The sequence below is a fragment of the Pseudomonas sp. YNh genome, assembly GCF_037993085.1.
Taxonomy (GTDB): domain Bacteria; phylum Pseudomonadota; class Gammaproteobacteria; order Pseudomonadales; family Pseudomonadaceae; genus Aquipseudomonas; species Aquipseudomonas putida.
The window spans coordinates 26,647-44,376 of record NZ_JBBMRJ010000019.1 but is presented as its reverse complement, the minus strand read 5'-3'; the positions used below and the strand labels follow the sequence as shown (position 1 = coordinate 44,376).

Here is a 17,730-nt window from a genome sequence, read left to right as displayed (position 1 = left end):
GCTGCAAGGCAGCCCCGGCGATATCCGCAGCGATACTGAAATGGGGGCTGCTTTGCAGCCCATCGCGACACAAGGCCGCTCCAGAGATCGCGTAGTAACTGATATCAGCGGGCCTGCCCCGAAGCGCGTTCGCGCAGCGCCTTGCCGACTTCGGCCTCGATCTTGTAGGCCGGCCCCTCCAGATCGTCATAGTTGCGCGTATAGCGTCGGGCAAATTCCTCCACACCCAGCTCCTGATACTGCTGTACATGCTTGAACTCGTGCGCCCACAGGGCCACATTGTCCTCGGCATCGCCGGCCCGGCGGAAGATGATCGTGTCGATCAGCGTCACGGCGTTCACGTCGGGGTTCTGCAGCAGCGCGTTGGCCGCGCTCATTTGCTGTTCGTCACCCACCCGGAAGCGCGCCGCATCGAGCACGGCAAAGTCGTACCAGGGTTCGAGTTGCGCACGGATATGCAGCGGGATCGGCTCGACGCCGCTGGCGGTGGCCTCATCCCTGGCCTGGCGCAAGGCGAACGTCAGGCTGGATGAGGCCATGACCTCCACATCCTTTAGAATCTGGCCCGCTTGACCAGGGTCTATCGGCGCACAAAAACAGCCCATCAGGCACACTTGATACTGCCCGGGTGGGCAGGCTTGTTCGGCAAGCGCGGGCAGCGCCAGCGTCAGGCCCAGGAGCAGGCTAATCCACTTCATGCAGGGCCTTTTCGACAAACTGGCGGCTTGCGTCCAGCACTTGCGACTGCACATGTTCAGTGGCCAGCATGCGGCCGACCATCAATGCACCTACGCACTGGCTGATCAGCACCCAGGCCAGTTGATCATCCTCCAGCGTTGCGCTCCAGGCCTGGTGCAGGTCGACCAGCCAGTGCTCGGCCTCTTCGCGCACCGGTGCTGCGGCCCGGGCGATTTCCACACCCAGCGGCGGCAGCGGGCAGCCGCTTTCGGCATTGTGCAGGTGGGCCAGGCTCAGGTACTGCTGCAGGCAGCGGCCCAGGCGCTCGCGGCTGGCGCCTTGAGTGGCCAGGCGGGCCAGCGGGCTGTTGTGCAGCTCCTGGCGTACCACCTCGGTAAACAGGTCATCCTTGGAAGGGAAGTGGTTGTAAAAGGCGCCGCCGGTCAGGCCAATTGCCTTCATCAGCCCGGCGACGCCAGTGCTGGAAAAGCCCCCACGCTTGGCCAGCGCACCGCTGCTGCTCAGCAAACGTTCGCGGGTTTGCTGCTTGTGTTCGTTGGAATAACGCATTCACTTGCCTCTGCAGGCGGGCTTGACGATGACGGGGATCATAACATAGCGTTCGTTTACTAAACGATCATTCACCAATGGAGGCGGGCATGTCAGAACAACAAAAAGTAGTGCTGGTGATCGGTGCGGGCGACGCTACCGGTGGCGAGATTGCCAAGCGCTTTGCCCGGGAGGGCTACATTGCCTGCGTGACGCGGCGGCAGGCAGAAAAGCTGCAACCGCTGCTGGAGGAAATCCGCGCCGCTGGCGGCCAGGCCCATGGTTTTGGCTCCGATGCGCGCAAGGAGGAGGAGGTGGCAGCGCTGGTCGATACTATCGAGCGCGATATCGGCCCGATCGAGGCGTTTGTTTTCAATATCGGCGCCAATGTGCCCTGCAGCATCCTTGAGGAAACCCCGCGCAAGTACTTCAAGATCTGGGAAATGGCCTGCTTCGCTGGCTTTCTTACCGCTCAGGCGGTTGCCCGGCGCATGGTCCAGCGTGAGCGCGGCACCATCCTGTTCACCGGCGCCACCGCTGGCACCCGGGGTGCGGCAGGTTTCGCGGCTTTCGCCGGGGCCAAGCACGGCTTACGCGCCCTGGCCCAGAGTATGGCGCGAGAGTTGGGGCCACGGAATATCCATGTCGCGCATGTGGTGGTGGACGGGGCCATCGACACCGCCTTCATCCGCGACAGCTTCCCCGAGCGCTATGCCCTCAAGGACCAGGACGGCATCCTCGCCCCGGCGCACATTGCCGACAGCTACTGGTTCCTGCACGCCCAGCCCCGGGACGCCTGGACGTTCGAACTGGACCTGCGCCCCTGGATGGAACGCTGGTAAGCCCCTCTCACCACGCAAGGACCGTAACCATGCACAAGACTGTCGATTTCTTTTTTGACCTGGGCAGCCCGGCCAGCTACCTGGCCTGGACCCAACTGCCAAGCCTGTGTGCCCGCCAGGGTGCCACGCTGCATTACCGGCCCATGCTGCTGGGCGGGGTGTTCCAGGCTACCGGCAATGCTTCGCCGGCCATGGTCCCGGCCAAGGGGCGCTACATGTTCACCGACCTGGCACGCTTTGCCGCGCGCTACGGGGTACCGTTCGGGCTGCCGCCGGGGTTTCCGGTCAATACCTTAGCCTTGATGCGTGGGGTGATGGGCACCCAGTTGCGCTCGCCAGAGCGGTTGGAGGCGTTGCTGTCGGTGCTGTTCAATGGGCTGTGGGTGCAGCGTTGCAACCTGAGCGATAGCGCCGTTCTGGACGAAACACTGAGCCAGGCAGGGTTCGACCCGCAGGCGTTTCACGCGCTGGCGGCTGACCCTGAAGTGAAAGCAGCGCTCAAGCAGGCGACCGAGGTGGCAGTCGAACGCGGCGTGTTTGGCGCGCCGACCTGCTTTGTCGGTGAGGCAATGTTCTTTGGGCAGGACCGCCTGGACTTTGTCGAGGAGGCGTTAAGTCAGCGGGCCAGCAGCTTCTCGAGCTGAGTGCGTTCCCACAGGCTGAGCAGGTCGACCGGGTTGGTGCCGTAGCGCTGCCAGTCCTCGGTCCCGGCATGCTGGCCGTCAGGGGATTGGCAACTGATGCAATGCGCCAGGCCTTCGGCATCGAGGGCCAGCGTCATTTGCCAACCCTGGATGTCGATATCGACCAAACCGCCATCGCGGCGTGCTCTCACCTCAAGGTGATGCACGCCAAGGGCCGCGTTGCGCAGGCTCTGGTAGATGGCTCGGGTGTTCAGCGTACCGCTGCGCGTCAAGGTCAGAAATTCGCCGGTGTGTTGGCGCTGATGATCTCGGCCTCGTCCGGGCCGATGTTCTTGAAGCTGTGCGGCAGGGTAGTGGGGATGTAGTAGCCGTCGCCCGAGCTGAGCACGCTGACTTGGCCATCGACCCACAGCTCCACGGTGCCGCGGGTGACCAGGCCACATTCTTCGCCTTCGGCATGCACGATCGGCTCGCCGGAATCCGCACCCGGTGCGTACAGCTCGCGCAGCATGCGCATCTGCCGGCCCTCGACACTGGCGCCGACCAGCAGCATGCGCAGGCCGTTACGGCCCAGATCGGGCTGCTCGCCGCCACGGAACACAAAGCGCTCTTCTCGCACCGGCTCGTCGAAGCTGAAGAACTCCGCCAGGCTCATGGGAATGCCTTCGAGCAGTTTTTTCAGGGAGCTGACCGAAGGGCTGACGCGATTCTGCTCGATCTGCGAGATCGTCGAATTGGTCAGCCCGCTGCGGCGGGCCAGTTCCCGTTGGGAGAGGTTGTTGCGTTCACGCACCAGTTTGAGTCGCGTCCCCGTGTCCATAGCCGCCTTGTAATCAGAGGTGTAAAAAATAATGAGCGATGCGCATTAAAACACACTCTGCACGCTTGCGCGCTGTGCTTCTCAGGCACGCTGGTCGCGCGGCATCGGCCATAGCCCGACCAGCAGCAACAGCGCGGCCACGGCCAGAAATGGCAGGCGCGGATCGAGGGCATAGACCAGGGTGCCGGCCATTGGACCGATCACCGCGCCCATGCCTTGGGCCGCACCAATGGAACCGGCTGTGGCACCTTGCTCGGAGGCGTGCATGGCGTTGGCCGCCAGCGCTGAAAACGACGGGAAGACAAAGCCCATGCCTGCAGCCGCGACGAAGTAGCAGCCCCATAGCCAGGGTGCGGTGGTCGCGAGCGCGCCGCAGGCAAAGCCCAGGGCCGAAACCGTAGCGCCTACCCGGATCATTTTCAGTGGCGGCCATTCCAGTTTGCGCAGCAGTACCTGTGACAGCATCAGTGCCACGCCCATCGTGGTCAAAGCGATACCGGCGGCCTGGGCAGCTTCTGTCGGGCCGAGGTGCAGGCGGTCCAGGGCAAAGAAGCCGACAATGATCTGCGACACGGTAACACTGAGCATGGCACTGAACGCTACCAGCAAGGGCCGGCGCAGGCGTGGGTCGTTCAAACGCACCGGGCTTGGGGCATGGTTGTGGGGTAGCGCCTGCGGCTTGAGGGTGAACAGCAGCACGAGAAAGGCACTGGCCGGCAGCAGCGACATGATATGGAAAGGCAGGCTCAGGCTGTGCCGCGCCAGTAGCGCCGCCAGTGCCGGCCCTACTACCAGGCCGACCGCGTTGGCCGCCCCCAGCGAAGCCATGGCCCGGGCACGCCGCTGCGGCTCGACATGGTCGGCGATCAGCGCGTTGCAGCCTACCGGGATTGCAGCATAGAAGGCGCCGATGCAGCCGCGTGCGACCATCAGTCCGATGAACGCTGCGGTCGCGCCCGGCAGCCAGCGCAGCGCGCCCTCGACAAACAGGCATAACAGCCAGTAAGCCAGGGTGAAGCCGGCGGTCCCCAGCAACAGGATACGTCGCCGGCCCAGGCGATCTGCCGCACGGCCCCAGGGCCGGGCCAGCAGCACCCAGACTACGCCGGCCACCGTCACGGCAGCGCCGGCCTGCCAGGTGGCCATGCCGAGTTGGCGGGCAATCGGGCCGATCAGGGCGACGAAGGCCATCATCGACATGGTACAGGCCATGTTGGCCAGCAGCAGCGGACGCAAGTCCAGGGTGCTGGCAGGTTTCAGGGTTGCAGGATCCTTTGCGACGTTCATTGGGCAGTCCAGGGCAGTAAGGCAAGTAGAAAGCCGATCTTATTAAGAACGATTATTGATTGTCGAATGCCCCGGGCTGCTGCAGGTCATTCGCTGCGGCGCAGGGGGCCAGGCCACATGCTACGCAACACGCCGTCACGGCGCACCCACGCGTGCATCAAGGCTGCACCCACATGCACCAGCACTGTGGCGAACAGCAGGTAGCCGGCCCAGCCGTGTGCCAGGCGCAACACGGCATACAGTTGCAGGTTGTGCGGGGCGATGGCGGGCAAGCCCAGCGGGCGAGGGTAGTCACCAGCCGACAGCATGGCCCAGCCCAGTAGCGGCATGGCCAGCATCAGGCCATAGAGCAGCAAGTGCGATGCCCCGGCGGCCCAGCGCTGCAGGGTTGGCAGGTCTCGCGGCAAGGGTGGGTGAGGCACGGCCAGGCGCACCCCGATACGCAGCACTACCAGCACCAGCAGTGCCAGGCCGGTGGCCTTGTGCAACCCGATCAATACAGGATGGCGTAGCGACAGGTCTGCAACCATGCTCACACCAATGAACAGCATGGCCAGGATCAGCACGGCCATCAGCCAATGCAGCAGGCGGGCAAAAGGGTGGAAGGCTTCGGGTTTCATGGGCGGGCTCCGGTGCTGAGCGATTCACGGCTGCGGCGGTTGAACGATTCCGAGTAGGCAGCCGAACGGGCGGCGAGGATCGGGTCGGCAGATGCCTCTATGCCTCGGGGCAGGATCAACGGGTCGAAATTGAGGTCGCGGCATGCCCCCTGCTCAGGGGCGTCGACCTGTTCCAGCACCAGGGTGCCGGCGTCTACGCTGCGCCGCTCGGCGGGCCAGGGCCGGGCAGGGTCATCCACCGCATCGCCGGGTTCGGCCAGCACCAGGCGAAGCGTCCAGCGCAAGGGGCCCTGGGCCAAGCGTTGCTGCAGGTCGTGTTGTAGAAACTGTTTGTCATCGATCTGGGTGGGCAGCGCGGCAAACGCGGTTTGCGGCTCAAGCTGCCAGCGCACCGGGTGGCGCGTGCCGCCTGCGTCGATCAGGTGAAAGGCGTTGATACTGTGGTATTGGGTGCTGGCGAAGCTGTTGCTGGGCTTATAGCCCGCCGCCCATTGGCGAAACGCCGCGCTCTCCGGGTGGGCTGCGAAAAACGCCTGCAGGCTGGCAGGGTTCGGTTTGCCGGTGGCCGGGTCTGGCGTGTTGGCCAGCACTTGCTCGTAGAACCCTTGCGGTGTGCTGATTGCCAGCACTGGAGGGTTGTTCATGCCGGTGCGCCATACCTGCCCGTCGTCGGTACTCAGCTGAATGGCCAGGCTGCGCACGGGTATGCCGGTGTCCGGTGCGAACGGGTTGGCACCGCCAATGGCGAAACGGCCGGTTACCGGCACGCGTGCCTGGCTGAAGACGCGCGCAGTAGAAAGGTTGGCGGCCTGCCCGCTGGCCTGGAAGTAGCCGCTGACGCACAGGCCCTTGGCATGGTTCTTCCGGTAGCCTGGGTAATGCCCGGCCTGGGCCTCGAAGGTATCGATGATACGCTGTGGCGTCAGCCGGCTTTCGCCGAGCCAGCCGGCGGCGTAGGCAAAGCCGGCGCCTGCGGCCAGCATCACGGCGCCGATGGCAGCCAGGCGCACGGCTTTCGCCGGGCCGTGCAAAGGTGAGTTCATGGTCATCGTCCGGTTTGGTGAAGGTGCCAGTACGACGCGGCAGGGAAAAACTTATTCCATCGGCGGGAATAGAATTTCCTGGCAGGCGTCTGCCTTTACAATGACAACTTCAACGGCCGGGACTTTTCCATGCACGATCTGGATGACCACCAGTGGCGCGAGCTGCTGGCCCGCCTGCGCCGCTTTGCCGTGTGGCTGACCCGCGAGCCGGGCAGCGCCGATGACCTGGTGCAGGCCACGGTCGAGCGGGCCCTCAGCCGACGCCACCAGCAACGCGATGCCGAGGCGCTGCGGGCCTGGCTGTTTACCATCCTCTATCGGCTTTTCCTTGATGGTAAGCGCCGCGACCGCCTGCATGCGCGCTGGCTGTCCTGGTTCGGCCGTGCCGAGTACGAGGAGGAGCCGCAAGGGGCCAACCTTGAGGCCAGTGTCCTGGCCCAGGCCGACTTGCAGGCGTTTGCCCGGCTGACGGCCGAACAGCGCGCCTTGTTGCTGCTTATCAGCATCGAAGGCTTGAGTTACAAGGAAGCCGCCCAGGCCCTGGGCATCCCTATCGGCACTGTGATGTCGCGCCTGTCGCGCGCCCGCAGCGCCTTGCGCGAACTGACCGAGGGCAACCCCCAGCCCCCGGCCTTGCGGAGACTGAAATGACGCGTCTGATCCCCAGCGAAGACGAATTGCACGCTTACGTCGATGAGCGCCTGGCGCCTGTGCGCCGGGCCGAGGTGCAGGCCTGGCTGGCGGCCAACCCACAGGCGGCGGCACGGGTGGAGGGCTGGCGCGCCGATGCCCGCCGGTTGCGTACTGCGCTGGCCGGGTTTGGCGAACTGCCCGGGGCAGCGCAATTGGACCTTGGGCAGGTGCGTCGGCAATTGCGACAGCGTCGGCAGCGGCGTTGGGCCGCAGCGGCGGTGGTGATGCTGGCATTGGGTGTGGGAGGGCTGGGCGGCTGGCAGGTGCGCGATGCGTCCCTGGCACGAGTCGACCTGCCCATGGCCGATGCCGTCCAGGCGCACCGTTTGTTTGCCGGCAGCGAGGCGCTGGATATCCAGGCCAGTGATGCGGGGCAGTTGCGCGACTGGTTGGGGCGGCATTTCAGCCGCGTAGGGCAATTGCCGGACCTGGCGGGCTATGGCTTCAAACCGGTGGGGGCGCGCTTGCTCAGCAACGAGCAGGGGCCGGCGGCGCTGCTGGTGTTTGAGGATGGCAAGGGCCAGCGCATCAGCCTGTTCTTGCGCTCACCAGGCGAGCTGTATCGGCGCATGCCGGACGGGCAGCGGGTCGATGGCCAGCTGGAGGCGCGGTACTGGTCGCATGGGGCTTACAACTTTGCCCTGGTCAGCGCGGCGGACGATGTCCGTGGGGCCGGGGTGGGGGAGGCGTTGCGGTTGGGGTTGTGAGTGCGGAGGTCGAAAGCGCCACACACCTACTGTGGGAGCGGCCTTGTGTCGCGAAAGGGCCGCGCAGCGGCCCCAGGATTTCTGCGTCAACGTCTACATTGCTGGGGCTGCGATGCAGCCCTATCGCGACACAAGGCCGCTCCCACAGGGTGGCGGTGATGCGGATATGGCACCCGGCGATCAGCTCAGTTCCAACCAGATCGGCGCATGGTCCGAGGGCTTTTCCATGCCACGCAGTTCATAGTCCACGCCCGCTGCCTTGATGCGCGGCACCAGGTGCTGCGAGGCCATGATCAGGTCGATGCGCAGGCCGCGCTTGGGATCGTCCTCGAAACCACGGCTGCGGTAGTCGAACCAGCTGAAACGGTCGGTGACGTCCGGGTGCAGGTGGCGGAAGCTGTCAACCAGGCCCCAGCCTTTCAAGCGCTCCATCCACTCACGCTCTTCTGGCAGGAAGCTGCACTTGCCGGCCTTCAACCAGCGCTTGGCGTTGTCCGGGCCGATGCCGATGTCGCAGTCCTGCGGCGAGATGTTCATGTCGCCCATGACAAGCAGTGGCTGGTCGTTGCGGAACTGGCCTTCCAGCAGTGCCTGCAGGTCGCTGTAGAAACGCTGCTTGGCCGGGAACTTGGTGGGGTGGTCGCGGCTTTCGCCCTGGGGGAAATAGCCGTTCATGATGGTGATCGGGTTGCCATCGGCATCGGCGAAGGTGCCCCAGATGAAGCGGCGCTGGGCTTCTTCTTCATCGGTGGCAAAGCCCTTGTGCAGGCTCAACGGGGCCTGGCGCGACAGCAGCGCCACGCCGTAATGGCCTTTCTGGCCGTGGTAGTGCACGTGGTAACCCAGCGCCTCCACCTCGGCCAGCGGGAACTGATCGTCGCTGACCTTGGTTTCCTGCAGGCCGATTACGTCCGGCTGGTGCTTTTCGATCAGCGCTGCCAGCTGGTGCGGGCGGGCTCGCAGGCCGTTGATGTTGAAACAGACGATCTTCATGGAAAGACGATCCCGGTAAAAGGCGGGATGCTAGCCGACATCGCCCCACATCACCAGCATGGCGGCTTCGGGAGCCTGCTGCTAACGTGCTGTAGGGGGTGAACGAAGCGCGGTGGTGCACCTCCAAGGCAATGTACGCCCATTCCAGGAGGTCTGCCCGCAATGCCCGAAACCACTGCCGCCCCGGCTCAAGTCTGCCTGCTCGATGACGGCTACAGCCGCGAGGCGCGTTCGCTGCTGTACAACGCCTACCGCCACGAACCTACCTTTGCCTATATCTTCGAAGCCCAGCGCCCAGGGTATGAGCAACGCTTGCGGGTGATGGTGCGCGAATGGGTGCGCCAGCACTTTTACTTGCAGTTACCTGCCATCGGTTTGCTGGTGGACGACCGCCTGATTGCCCTGGCCCTGATCGTGCCGCCGGTGCGCCGGTTGGGCGTTGCCGACAGCTGGGCCTGGCGCCTGCGCATGATCCTCGGCACTGGCCTGCGCTGCACGCGGCGTTACATGGACTACCAGGCCGCCCTGTCCACCTGCCTGCCCACCGATCAGGTGCATGTGTTGCCATTGCTGGGGGTACATCCGCAGTTTCAGGGCAAGCATTACGGGGAGCAATTGTTACAAGCCGTGCACGACTGGTGCGCGGATCAACCAGGCACCCAGGGCGTGGTGCTCGACACCGGCAATGAGCATTACCTGGCCTTTTACCAGCGCCAGGGCTATGAAGAAATTGGTGAGGTCGCCGTAGGACCTATCCGGGAACGGGTCTTCTTCCATCCCAATCCAGTCTCTTCAACCTCCACTTTTGCCTGAACATCCCGCCAGGCGGCTCCCTTGAGCGCCTGGCTCTGGTAGCATTTGCCGCATGACGTATTCAGGAAGATTGACCTGGGGCCTGGTTATCTGGGCCGCCAGTTTCGCAGCATGGGGCCAGAGCGAGTTGCTGGTGAAGGTAAAACCAGCCAACAAAGCGCTCAAGGCCAATGTCGAAGGCTATATAGGCACCCTTGGTGACCGCGATGAAGAAGCATTGTTACGCTTCAGTCGCGGGGCAGAGGAGCAGGCGCGCAAAGCCGCGCAGGCACTTGGCTACTACCAGGCGCAGATTGATACCGAGGTAAAGCCCCCCAAAGACGCAGACCATTCCCCGCAACTGATCCTCAGCATCAACCCGGGCGAGCCGATCCGCCTGCGCAACGTGACCGTGCGCATCGAAGGCCCCGCCAGCGAAATGAAGGCCTTCCGTGTGCCCGACAGCAAGGCACTGCGCCCAGGTGAACAACTCAACCACGGCCATTACGAAGATGCCAAGCGGCTGATCCAGAACCAGGCGTCGCGCTACGGTTTTTTCAGTGGCCGCTTCAGCAGCCAGCGCCTGGCCGTCGACCCGCAGGCCGGTGTGGCCGATATCGAACTGGTCTACCAGAGTGGTCCGCGCTATCACTTGGGCGCAGTGACCTTCGGCGGCGACACGCCGCTGGACGATGACCTGCTGCAGCGCATGGTGTCGTTCAAGCCGGGCACCCCCTACGACTCGGAACTGATTGCCGAACTGAACAATGACCTGCAATCGAGCGGGTATTTCGAAGGCGTGCGGGTGGATGCTGCGCCCACCGCCGCGGTGGGTGAAGAAATCCCGGTGGATGTCCGCCTGGAAACCCGCAAACCACGCACCATGGGCTTGGGCCTGGGCTTCTCGACCGACGTCGGTCCGCGTGGCAAGGCCAACTGGACCCGCCATTGGGTCAACCCGCAGGGCCACAGTTATGGTTGGGAAACCGAGCTGTCGGCACCGCGGCAGAACGTTGGCCTGTGGTACGACATCCCCCTCGACCCGCCACTGACCGACAAGTTGCGCTTCGCCGGCGGCTACCAGAACGAGGAGCTTGCCGGTACCGATACCCTCAGCAAACTGCTGACAGTCGGCCCCGAGTGGCACAGCAAGCTGCCCAGCGGCTGGCAGCGGGTCATTTCGCTCAAGTACCAGCGCGAGGAGTATCGCCTGGGTGACGATTCCGGGCTGAGCAACCTGCTGATGCCTGGCGTGAGCTATTCCTTCCTGCGCAGTGACAACCGCATCGATCCGCACAACGGCTACCGACTGCAGTTCGATGTGCAGGCGGCCAAGGAAGGGCTGGTTTCCGACACCAACCTGTTGCACGGCAATGTCCTGCTCAAGGGCCTGACCACGCTTGGCCAGAACCACCGCTTGCTCGGTCGCGTACAGTTCGGCGGCAGTGCGACCAATGGGTTCAAGAACAACATTCCGCCGTCGCTGCGCTTCTTCGCCGGTGGCGACCAGAGCGTGCGTGGCTACGACTACCAGACCCTGTCGCCGAAAAACAGCGATGGCGACCGCATCGGCGGGCGTTACATGGTGGCCGGCAGTGTCGAGTACCAGTATTCGTTGACCGAAAAGTGGCGGATCGCGACGTTTGTCGACCAGGGTAACTCGTTCAACAACCTTGAGCTGCCCAGCCTCAAGACCGGTGTCGGTTTTGGTGTGCGCTGGGTATCGCCGGTCGGGCCATTGCGCCTGGACCTGGCCAAGGCGCTGGATGACGAAGGGGGCATTCGACTGCACTTTTCCATGGGGCCTGAGCTGTGAAACGCGTGATCAAATACATTCTGCTGGGCCTGCTCGGGGTAGTCGCGAGCCTGGGCCTGGTGCTAGGCCTGCTGCTGGGTACCGAGGCGGGCAGCCGCTGGGCGCTGGGCAAGGTGCCCGGGCTTGAGGTGGCCGATTTCCAGGGGCGCCTGGCGGGTAGCTGGCAGGCCAGCATGCTGCGCTGGGCCGACGGTGGCAGCACGGTAGAGTTGCAGGCACCGCTACTGGCCTGGTCGCCTGCCTGCCTGCTGCGCGCCACCCTGTGCATCGACCGGTTGCAGGCACAACGCATCGACATGGCCTTTGCGCCAAGTGTCGAGCCGGCCGAAAGCGGCCCGCTGCAGCTGCCGGCGCTGCGCTTGCCGCTGGCCATCGAACTGGGCGAGGTCAAGGTCGGCCAACTGCGGCTGGATGGGAGCGACCTGCTGGGTGACTTGCAACTGGCGGCGCACTGGACCGGCACCGGGATGCGCATCGACAGCCTGCACCTGCAGCGCGATGACCTGCAATTGAACCTGCAGGGCGACCTGCAGCCCGAAGGTGACTGGCCAGTGCAACTCCAGGCGCAGCTGCAACTGCCAGCCGTGGACGGCAAACCCTGGCAGTTGGCACTGACCGCCACCGGCGAATTGCAAAAGACCCTGAAGCTTGCGGGCACCAGCAGCGGTTACCTCGACGCCACGCTGAACGGGCAGTTGCAGGCGTTGGCCGAGCATCTGCCGGCGACCCTGCAGATTCGTTCAGAGGCCTTCAAGCCGGCGGGCTCGCTGCCCGATACCTTGCAGTTGAATCAGCTCAAGCTTGATGCCAAGGGCGACCTGCTCAAGGGTTATCAACTGTCGGGAACGGCCAGCCTGCCGGCTGAACAGTCGCCAATCGCGTTGGCGCTGTCCGGGTTGGTCGACAGCAAAGGCGCCAGGCTCGATGCCCTTGACCTGACCGCCAGCGACACCCAGCGCGTGAAACTGCAGGCCACGGCCGACTGGCAGCAAGGCCTGACCGCCGATGCGCAGCTGGACTGGCAGGACTTCCCGTGGTTGCGCCTGTACCCACTGGAGACACCGCCCGAGGTTACCCTCAAGCGTTTCAATACCCAGGTGCATTATCGCGATGGCAATTATCAGGGCACCTTCAAAGGCGACCTGGACGGGCCGGCAGGGGCGTTCAGCCTGGTCAGCCCGTTCGAAGGTGACCTGACCCAGGTGAAACTGCCGCAACTGGCGCTGACCGCCGGGCAAGGCAAGGCCGCCGGCAGTGTGGCCGTGCGTTTTGCCGACACCTTGGCCTGGGATGTCGACTTGCAGCTTTCGGCGCTCGACCCGGCCTATTGGCTGGCGGAGCTGCCGGGCACCTTGGCGGGTCCGCTGCGCAGCAAGGGCGAGATGAAGGGCGAGGTGCTCACCCTTGATGCCCAGCTTGATCTCAAGGGCCGCCTGCGCGGCCAGCCGGCAGTGTTCAAGGCTGAGGCCCAGGGGGCGGGGCAGAACTGGACACTCGGCGCCCTGGCGATCCAGCTGGGGGACAACCGTATCAACGGCAGTGGCAGCTTGCAGCAGCGCCTGGCCGGGCGAATCGACCTTGACCTCCCGCGCCTGGGCCAGCTGTGGCCAAGGCTGCAAGGCCAGGTCAAGGGCCGGCTGGATGTTGCCGGCACCTTGCAGGCTCCTCAAGGCACGCTGACCTTGCAGGGCCAGCGCTTGGCCCAGGCCGAAAACCGGCTGCAACAGCTGGACCTGGATGCCCGCCTGGACAACGCCCAGCGCGGTGTGATCGAGCTAAAGGCCACTGGCATTCACCTGGGCGACACGGCATTGGGCACGCTGCAGGCCAACGGCAAAGGCGACATTCGCCTGCAAGCCTTGACCTTGGCGCTGGATGGCCCGCAACTCAAGCTTGACCTGGGCCTGGATGGCCAGTTGAGCAAGGGTGACTGGCGTGGCCGCCTCGCGAGTGGGCGTATCCAGGCCGGTGGCCAGGATTGGCAGCTGCAATCGCCGGCACGCCTGCAGCGTCTGGCCAGCGGCCAGCTGGACTTCGGTGCCCATTGCTGGCGATCTGGCCAGGCCAGCCTGTGTGGTGACGACCAACGCCTGGCGCCCGAGCCGCGCTTGCGCTACCACCTCAAGCAGTTCCCGCTCGACAGCCTTGCCCAGTGGCTGCCAAAAGACTTCGCCTGGCAGGGCCTGCTCAATGCGGATATCAATCTGGACATCCCGGCCAGCGGCCCCAAAGGCAACATTGTCATTGATGCCAGTGGCGGCACGCTGCGTGTGCGCGACAAGGGCCGTTGGGTCGATTTCCCCTATCAGGCCCTGCGTGTCGACAGCACGTTGGCGCCACGGCGTATCGATACCCGCCTGGTGTTCCGTGGAGAGCGCCTGGGCGAGCTGAACGTCAATACGCGCCTCGACCCGTTGGGCAAGAACAAGCCTCTGTCAGGTGATTTCCGCCTGGCCGGGCTGGACCTGTCGGTGGCGCGTCCGTTCGTGCCGATGGTCGAACGCCTGGCCGGGCAGCTCAACGGCAGTGGGCGGCTTTCAGGCACCTTGCTGGCACCACAGGTCAACGGCAACCTGATGCTCAGCGGTGGCGAAGTGAGTGGCGCCGAGTTGCCGGCCAGCCTTGAGGACCTGACATTGCAGGCGCTGATCGCCGGCGATCAGGTGCAACTCAATGGCAACTGGCGCAGCGGCGATGCAGGGCGCGGCCAGTTGAGCGGCAACCTCACGTGGGGGCAGGCATTGGGCATGGACTTGCGCCTGCAAGGCCAGCAACTGCCGGTCACGGTCGAGCCTTATGCAACGCTGGAGGTCGCCCCGGACCTGACCTTGCGCCTGATCGACGACAAACTGGCGGTTACCGGCAAGGTGCAAGTACCCAAAGGCAAGATCACCGTGCGCGAACTGCCACCGTCGACCGTGAAGGTATCGGATGACACGGTAATCGTCGGTCACCAGACCGAAGAGGGCAAACCGCCCATGGCGATGGCCATGGACATCGATGTCGAGGTGGGCCGCGACAAGTTGTCGTTCAGTGGCTTTGGCCTGACCGCCAACCTGCTTGGCCACGTGCATATCGGCGACAACCTCGACACCCGTGGCGAGTTGAGCCTGGCTGACGGTCGTTACCGTGCCTACGGCCAGCGGCTGACCATCCGCCGTGCGCGCTTGCTGTTCGCCGGCCCGATCGACCAGCCGTACCTGGACATCGAAGCCATCCGCACGGTCGATGATGTGATTGCCGGTATCCGCCTGAGCGGCAGTGCCGAGCAACCCACAACCAAGGTGTTTTCGGAACCGGCCATGAGCCAGGAGCAGGCGCTGTCGTACCTCGTGCTGGGGCGGCCTCTGGGCAACTCTGGCGAGGACAACAACATGCTTGCCGAGGCAGCGTTGGGCCTGGGGCTGGCAGGCAGTGCCGGCATCACCGGCAGCCTGGCATCGAGCTTGGGGATCGATGACTTCCAGCTGGACACCGAAGGCTCGGGCAACAGCACCAGCGTGGTCGCCAGCGGCAACATCACCGAGAAGCTGAGCCTGCGTTACGGTGTGGGTGTGTTCGAGCCTGCCAACACCATCGCGTTGCGTTACAAGCTGAGCAAGAAGGTGTACCTGGAAGCCGCCAGTGGGCTGGCCAGCTCACTGGACATCTTCTACAAGCGCGATTTCTGAAGCGGTGTCGGGGCGGCCGTCAACGGACAGTGGCCGCCTCGATGAATTCGTTGGTGTCGGGCGAGGGCAGTGGGCCGGGGGCGCGTACCGGGGTGATCAGGCTGGTGTACTCCTCGATGAGCCGGTTCAGGGCTTCCGGCGGCTCGCTGGCCTGGAACTGCATGCGGATCTGCACTTCGTCAGGGTCACGGCCTTCGCCCTGACGGCCTTGGCCACCGATGGTGACCTTGAAGCTGGCAGCCTTGTTCTCGCTCGCGGTCAGCAGTGCCTGTTGTGCTTCGGTCCCTTTGACCCGGACCGACAGGTCCACCTGCATGCGCTCCAGGGCCAGGCCCTTGGGCGACACCAGTGCAAACAGGGGGACGCGCATGATGTGCTGCCCATCCATGGCCACTTCGACCATCTTGGCTTTCATGGGGGCGCCCAAGGCGTCGCTGTCGCACTCGAAGAACTGGTCGAACAGGTTGATGTACTGCTGTGCAATCAGGCTGTTGGTGGCGCTTGCGGCTTCCTGCAGGCCACGTGTGATCTCACGCAGGTCAATGGAGGTCATCGGGGCAGGGGGCTTGTTCATGGGCTCGACTCCTCAGGCCAGGTGGTGCCCCCCCGGTGCTGGCCAGGGGGCTGTTTGCGGCTCGTGGAGCGTCTCAAGGGGTGTTGTTGCCTGCATCGGCAGCAGGGTCTTTCAAGGTGTCGGCCTGGGAAATTTCGTCCGGGCTCTGCAGTTCGGCAGTTCTGACCACGGTTGGCTTGGTTGCCGCGTCGGTGAGGAACTCGATCACCCTCATCATTGCTTCAGGTGGCTCCTGGCGCTTCATCGTCGTATTGAAGGCGTAGCGGGCGCGGGTGTCGGTCTTGCGTGTCTGGGCGGACTTGTGGCTGACGCTGCCCTTTACGTTCAGCTTGAAGGGCCCCCACCCCAGTGAGCCGGTCACGTCCGCACCCATTTCCGTGCTGGAGGTGTCTTCCGACATCTGATTGATGATCAGCTCGAATTCGACATTACCTTCATCGATGGAGATGTTCGGGTGTGTGATGGCCGCCAGCAAAGGCACCTTCATGGTCTTGCTGACCACGCCCTTGTATTCACCCTGTTCGTCGACGATGGTCTCGTCGTAATCGAACTGGATAGCCACGGCCTTGCCGTCCTGCACACATACCTGCATCAGGAAGTCGGCGTACGACTTGCTGGCGGTAACCTGGGCCTGGACCATGGCCTGCAGGGGGCCTGCGATCATGCGGTCCATGGGCAAGGCGTTGATCACGGATCCGATGAGGCTGTTATCTATCGACATGTTTTGTTGCTCTTTTTATGGAGGGGAAGGGTGGCCACCTCTGGCGGCCTCGGTGCTGGTCGTCAGCGAGCGCAAGGTTCCTGGCGACGGATGTTGCCGATCTGGCGCAGGCTCAGGCCGTACTTGTTGGCCAGCAGGCTGCGTGAAAGGCCATTGGCGCTTTCTTTCTGGATCTGCTGATTGCGCAGCTGGCGTAGGAAGTGGTCAGCCTTGGGGATCTCCAGGGCTACCCCGGCAAAGCGCTTGATCAGTGCGTCCAGCGCTTCGGCCGGCAGTACGTCGGCGAGCTTGGTACGCTCGCGGTACTTGGGGATGTATTTGGGCCTGCCGCCGTAGGCGCAGGTCAACTGGTAGGCATTGTCGATGCCGATACAGTCGACCAGGGCCTGCAGCGAGTGGGGCAGTTGGCTGATATCGATGAGGCTCAAGTCTGGTAATTCCATATGGCGCTCCTTCGGGATGGGGGTGTGCGACCCGATCACCAGCGGCGTTATGTCGACGGTGTGAGCAAATTCTGTGTGACAGCCACGGCGCGTCGCTAGGCGGCATATGGGTTGCAATTTGTAGCCTCGGTGAACAGCAGTTGCAGGCAGCGATATCCTGCGTTGTAGGACATGTCTTCAAGATGTGGCTGTGGCGGTTGATTTCCCATCAGGGCGCTGTGCACGTCGAGTGATGGGGCGGGGCACCCCTCAGTTACAGGGGTAGCTGGTCACCAGACTGGCGCTGCGCAGGTAGGCCTGAGGCGCATCGAGCATGCTTTGTGGCAGCGCCCGCCAGTCGACCAGCAGGCACAAGGCATGCAATGGCTGCCCGCCGCGCTGACCGATAACCGTGCCGGAAAAGCTGCGGCGGTACAACGCCTGGGTCTGGTGCAGCGCCTGCACCTGATCGGCTTGGGCCAAGGTCTGCCGGACCAAATCGGGCAACTGGGCCATGGGGGCGCTGAAATGCAGTGGGGCGCCGGGTGCCTGCAGGTAGCCAGCCTGACGCACCCGCTGCCACAGTTGTTGCCACTGGCTGGCGCCAGCATGGCGCTCCAGGTCGCGACCAAGCTCAAGCAGTTGCGCTGCCGTTACCTCGCGGGTGTCCAGCGCGTGAAGGGTAAGCGGGGTCAGAATCAGGGACGCGAACAGCAGGGGTTTGTACATGGTGCCTCCGGCATGGGTGCTTGGAGACCCATGCTTTCAGGCAGTCGCCACCCTACCCAGCAGGAAATGCAGCGCCGGGCCCTATGGGCGTTGTATCATTGCCACGGCTCGTTGCGAGCCATTTGCCTT

Annotated in this window: 19 protein-coding genes; 7 read left to right on the top strand and 12 right to left on the bottom strand. The window is 64.2% G+C overall.

Annotated features, from left to right (window positions below; genetic code table 11):
- Nucleotides 1-104: 104 nt before the first annotated feature.
- Entirely contained in the window at nucleotides 105-698 is a 594-nt protein-coding gene (locus tag WF331_RS19220; protein WP_340623211.1) for an eCIS core domain-containing protein, read from the bottom strand.
- Nucleotides 685-1,248: a TetR/AcrR family transcriptional regulator gene (locus WF331_RS19215; protein ID WP_016500004.1), complete on the bottom strand. Its 564-nt coding sequence runs from the start codon at nucleotides 1,246-1,248 to the stop codon at nucleotides 685-687. The genes WF331_RS19220 and WF331_RS19215 overlap by 14 nt, the downstream gene beginning before the upstream one ends.
- Nucleotides 1,249-1,337: 89 nt before the next feature.
- On the opposite strand from WF331_RS19215, the gene WF331_RS19210 reads away from it, so the two are divergent.
- Together WF331_RS19210 and WF331_RS19205 are read left to right on the top strand one after the other, a co-directional pair.
- Nucleotides 1,338-2,069: an SDR family oxidoreductase gene (locus WF331_RS19210; protein WP_016500003.1), complete on the top strand. Its 732-nt coding sequence runs from the start codon at nucleotides 1,338-1,340 to the stop codon at nucleotides 2,067-2,069.
- A gap of 29 nt (nucleotides 2,070-2,098) precedes the next feature.
- Nucleotides 2,099-2,713, top strand: a complete 615-nt coding sequence (locus WF331_RS19205; RefSeq protein WP_284360170.1) for a 2-hydroxychromene-2-carboxylate isomerase — start codon at nucleotides 2,099-2,101, stop codon at nucleotides 2,711-2,713.
- Here the strand turns inward: WF331_RS19205 and WF331_RS19200 are convergent.
- From WF331_RS19200 to WF331_RS19180, 5 genes are all read right to left on the bottom strand, one after another.
- Nucleotides 2,686-2,985, bottom strand: a complete 300-nt coding sequence (locus WF331_RS19200; RefSeq protein WP_340623210.1) for a DUF7693 family protein — start codon at nucleotides 2,983-2,985, stop codon at nucleotides 2,686-2,688. The genes WF331_RS19205 and WF331_RS19200 overlap by 28 nt on opposite strands.
- Before the next feature lie 2 nt (nucleotides 2,986-2,987).
- The gene (locus tag WF331_RS19195) at nucleotides 2,988-3,533 is read right to left on the bottom strand and encodes a cupin domain-containing protein (RefSeq protein WP_016500000.1); all 546 of its coding nucleotides are present in this window, start codon (nucleotides 3,531-3,533) and stop codon (nucleotides 2,988-2,990) included.
- An 81-nt stretch (nucleotides 3,534-3,614) separates the two neighbouring features.
- Complete coding sequence (locus WF331_RS19190) at nucleotides 3,615-4,820, bottom strand: MFS transporter (RefSeq protein WP_340623209.1); 1,206 nt, start codon at nucleotides 4,818-4,820, stop codon at nucleotides 3,615-3,617.
- A gap of 86 nt (nucleotides 4,821-4,906) precedes the next feature.
- Complete coding sequence (locus tag WF331_RS19185; RefSeq protein ID WP_016499998.1) at nucleotides 4,907-5,440, bottom strand: cytochrome b; 534 nt, start codon at nucleotides 5,438-5,440, stop codon at nucleotides 4,907-4,909.
- Nucleotides 5,437-6,489, bottom strand: a complete 1,053-nt coding sequence (locus WF331_RS19180; protein ID WP_016499997.1) for a catalase family peroxidase — start codon at nucleotides 6,487-6,489, stop codon at nucleotides 5,437-5,439. Before WF331_RS19180 ends, WF331_RS19185 begins: the two co-directional genes overlap by 4 nt.
- Before the next feature lie 123 nt (nucleotides 6,490-6,612).
- Here WF331_RS19180 and WF331_RS19175 point away from each other — a divergent pair, with 123 nt between their 5' ends.
- Both WF331_RS19175 and WF331_RS19170 read left to right on the top strand, forming a co-directional pair.
- Nucleotides 6,613-7,134 carry a sigma-70 family RNA polymerase sigma factor gene (locus WF331_RS19175; protein WP_016499996.1) on the top strand — a complete coding sequence of 174 codons (522 nt, stop codon included), beginning with the start codon at nucleotides 6,613-6,615 and terminating at the stop codon, nucleotides 7,132-7,134.
- Nucleotides 7,131-7,883, top strand: coding sequence for an anti-sigma factor family protein (locus tag WF331_RS19170; RefSeq protein ID WP_016499995.1), 753 nt, complete (start codon nucleotides 7,131-7,133; stop codon nucleotides 7,881-7,883). The genes WF331_RS19175 and WF331_RS19170 overlap by 4 nt, the downstream gene beginning before the upstream one ends.
- 180 nt (nucleotides 7,884-8,063) lie before the next feature.
- On the opposite strand, the gene xthA is transcribed toward WF331_RS19170, so the two are convergent.
- Nucleotides 8,064-8,876, bottom strand: a complete 813-nt coding sequence (gene xthA / locus WF331_RS19165; RefSeq protein WP_284399656.1) for an exodeoxyribonuclease III — start codon at nucleotides 8,874-8,876, stop codon at nucleotides 8,064-8,066.
- 162 nt (nucleotides 8,877-9,038) lie between these two features.
- Here xthA and WF331_RS19160 point away from each other — a divergent pair, with 162 nt between their 5' ends.
- Genes WF331_RS19160 through WF331_RS19150 form a run of 3 tightly spaced genes read left to right on the top strand, consistent with a single transcriptional unit; the run spans nucleotide 9,039 to nucleotide 15,155 of the window.
- The gene (locus WF331_RS19160; protein WP_016499993.1) at nucleotides 9,039-9,689 is read left to right on the top strand and encodes a GNAT family N-acetyltransferase; all 651 of its coding nucleotides are present in this window, start codon (nucleotides 9,039-9,041) and stop codon (nucleotides 9,687-9,689) included.
- Nucleotides 9,690-9,741: 52 nt separating this feature from the next.
- Complete coding sequence (locus tag WF331_RS19155; RefSeq protein WP_174371377.1) at nucleotides 9,742-11,484, top strand: autotransporter assembly complex protein TamA; 1,743 nt, start codon at nucleotides 9,742-9,744, stop codon at nucleotides 11,482-11,484.
- On the top strand, nucleotides 11,481-15,155 hold the full coding sequence (locus WF331_RS19150; RefSeq protein ID WP_340623208.1) for a translocation/assembly module TamB domain-containing protein: 3,675 nt from the start codon (nucleotides 11,481-11,483) through the stop codon (nucleotides 15,153-15,155). The genes WF331_RS19155 and WF331_RS19150 overlap by 4 nt, the downstream gene beginning before the upstream one ends.
- A gap of 19 nt (nucleotides 15,156-15,174) precedes the next feature.
- On the opposite strand, the gene WF331_RS19145 is transcribed toward WF331_RS19150, so the two are convergent.
- The 4 genes from WF331_RS19145 to WF331_RS19130 all read right to left on the bottom strand — a co-directional run bounded on the left by WF331_RS19145 (nucleotide 15,175) and on the right by WF331_RS19130 (nucleotide 17,601).
- Complete coding sequence (locus WF331_RS19145; protein WP_016499990.1) at nucleotides 15,175-15,729, bottom strand: DUF2589 domain-containing protein; 555 nt, start codon at nucleotides 15,727-15,729, stop codon at nucleotides 15,175-15,177.
- Between the two features lie 73 nt (nucleotides 15,730-15,802).
- The gene (locus WF331_RS19140) at nucleotides 15,803-16,450 is read right to left on the bottom strand and encodes a DUF2589 domain-containing protein (RefSeq protein ID WP_016499989.1); all 648 of its coding nucleotides are present in this window, start codon (nucleotides 16,448-16,450) and stop codon (nucleotides 15,803-15,805) included.
- A gap of 62 nt (nucleotides 16,451-16,512) precedes the next feature.
- Nucleotides 16,513-16,893 carry a Mor transcription activator family protein gene (locus tag WF331_RS19135; RefSeq protein WP_016499988.1) on the bottom strand — a complete coding sequence of 127 codons (381 nt, stop codon included), beginning with the start codon at nucleotides 16,891-16,893 and terminating at the stop codon, nucleotides 16,513-16,515.
- A 249-nt stretch (nucleotides 16,894-17,142) separates the two neighbouring features.
- Entirely contained in the window at nucleotides 17,143-17,601 is a 459-nt protein-coding gene (locus WF331_RS19130) for a hypothetical protein (protein ID WP_016499987.1), read from the bottom strand.
- Nucleotides 17,602-17,730 lie beyond the last annotated feature (129 nt).

Excerpts from the sequence above, each read along its gene's own strand:
- WF331_RS19210 (WP_016500003.1), top strand. The coding sequence starts at position 1,338 with ATGTCAGAACAACAAAAAGTAGTGCTGGTGATCGGTGCGGGCGACGCT.
- WF331_RS19130 (WP_016499987.1), bottom strand. The coding sequence starts at position 17,601 with ATGTACAAACCCCTGCTGTTCGCGTCCCTGATTCTGACCCCGCTTACC.
- WF331_RS19190 (WP_340623209.1), bottom strand. The coding sequence starts at position 4,820 with ATGAACGTCGCAAAGGATCCTGCAACCCTGAAACCTGCCAGCACCCTG.
- xthA (WP_284399656.1), bottom strand. The coding sequence starts at position 8,876 with ATGAAGATCGTCTGTTTCAACATCAACGGCCTGCGAGCCCGCCCGCAC.
- WF331_RS19135 (WP_016499988.1), bottom strand. The coding sequence starts at position 16,893 with ATGGAATTACCAGACTTGAGCCTCATCGATATCAGCCAACTGCCCCAC.
- WF331_RS19175 (WP_016499996.1), top strand. The coding sequence starts at position 6,613 with ATGCACGATCTGGATGACCACCAGTGGCGCGAGCTGCTGGCCCGCCTG.
- WF331_RS19140 (WP_016499989.1), bottom strand. The coding sequence starts at position 16,450 with ATGTCGATAGATAACAGCCTCATCGGATCCGTGATCAACGCCTTGCCC.
- WF331_RS19195 (WP_016500000.1), bottom strand. The coding sequence starts at position 3,533 with ATGGACACGGGGACGCGACTCAAACTGGTGCGTGAACGCAACAACCTC.
- WF331_RS19180 (WP_016499997.1), bottom strand. The coding sequence starts at position 6,489 with ATGACCATGAACTCACCTTTGCACGGCCCGGCGAAAGCCGTGCGCCTG.
- WF331_RS19160 (WP_016499993.1), top strand. The coding sequence starts at position 9,039 with ATGCCCGAAACCACTGCCGCCCCGGCTCAAGTCTGCCTGCTCGATGAC.
- WF331_RS19170 (WP_016499995.1), top strand. The coding sequence starts at position 7,131 with ATGACGCGTCTGATCCCCAGCGAAGACGAATTGCACGCTTACGTCGAT.
- WF331_RS19205 (WP_284360170.1), top strand. The coding sequence starts at position 2,099 with ATGCACAAGACTGTCGATTTCTTTTTTGACCTGGGCAGCCCGGCCAGC.
- WF331_RS19185 (WP_016499998.1), bottom strand. The coding sequence starts at position 5,440 with ATGAAACCCGAAGCCTTCCACCCTTTTGCCCGCCTGCTGCATTGGCTG.
- WF331_RS19155 (WP_174371377.1), top strand. The coding sequence starts at position 9,742 with ATGACGTATTCAGGAAGATTGACCTGGGGCCTGGTTATCTGGGCCGCC.
- WF331_RS19215 (WP_016500004.1), bottom strand. The coding sequence starts at position 1,248 with ATGCGTTATTCCAACGAACACAAGCAGCAAACCCGCGAACGTTTGCTG.
- WF331_RS19145 (WP_016499990.1), bottom strand. The coding sequence starts at position 15,729 with ATGAACAAGCCCCCTGCCCCGATGACCTCCATTGACCTGCGTGAGATC.
- WF331_RS19220 (WP_340623211.1), bottom strand. The coding sequence starts at position 698 with ATGAAGTGGATTAGCCTGCTCCTGGGCCTGACGCTGGCGCTGCCCGCG.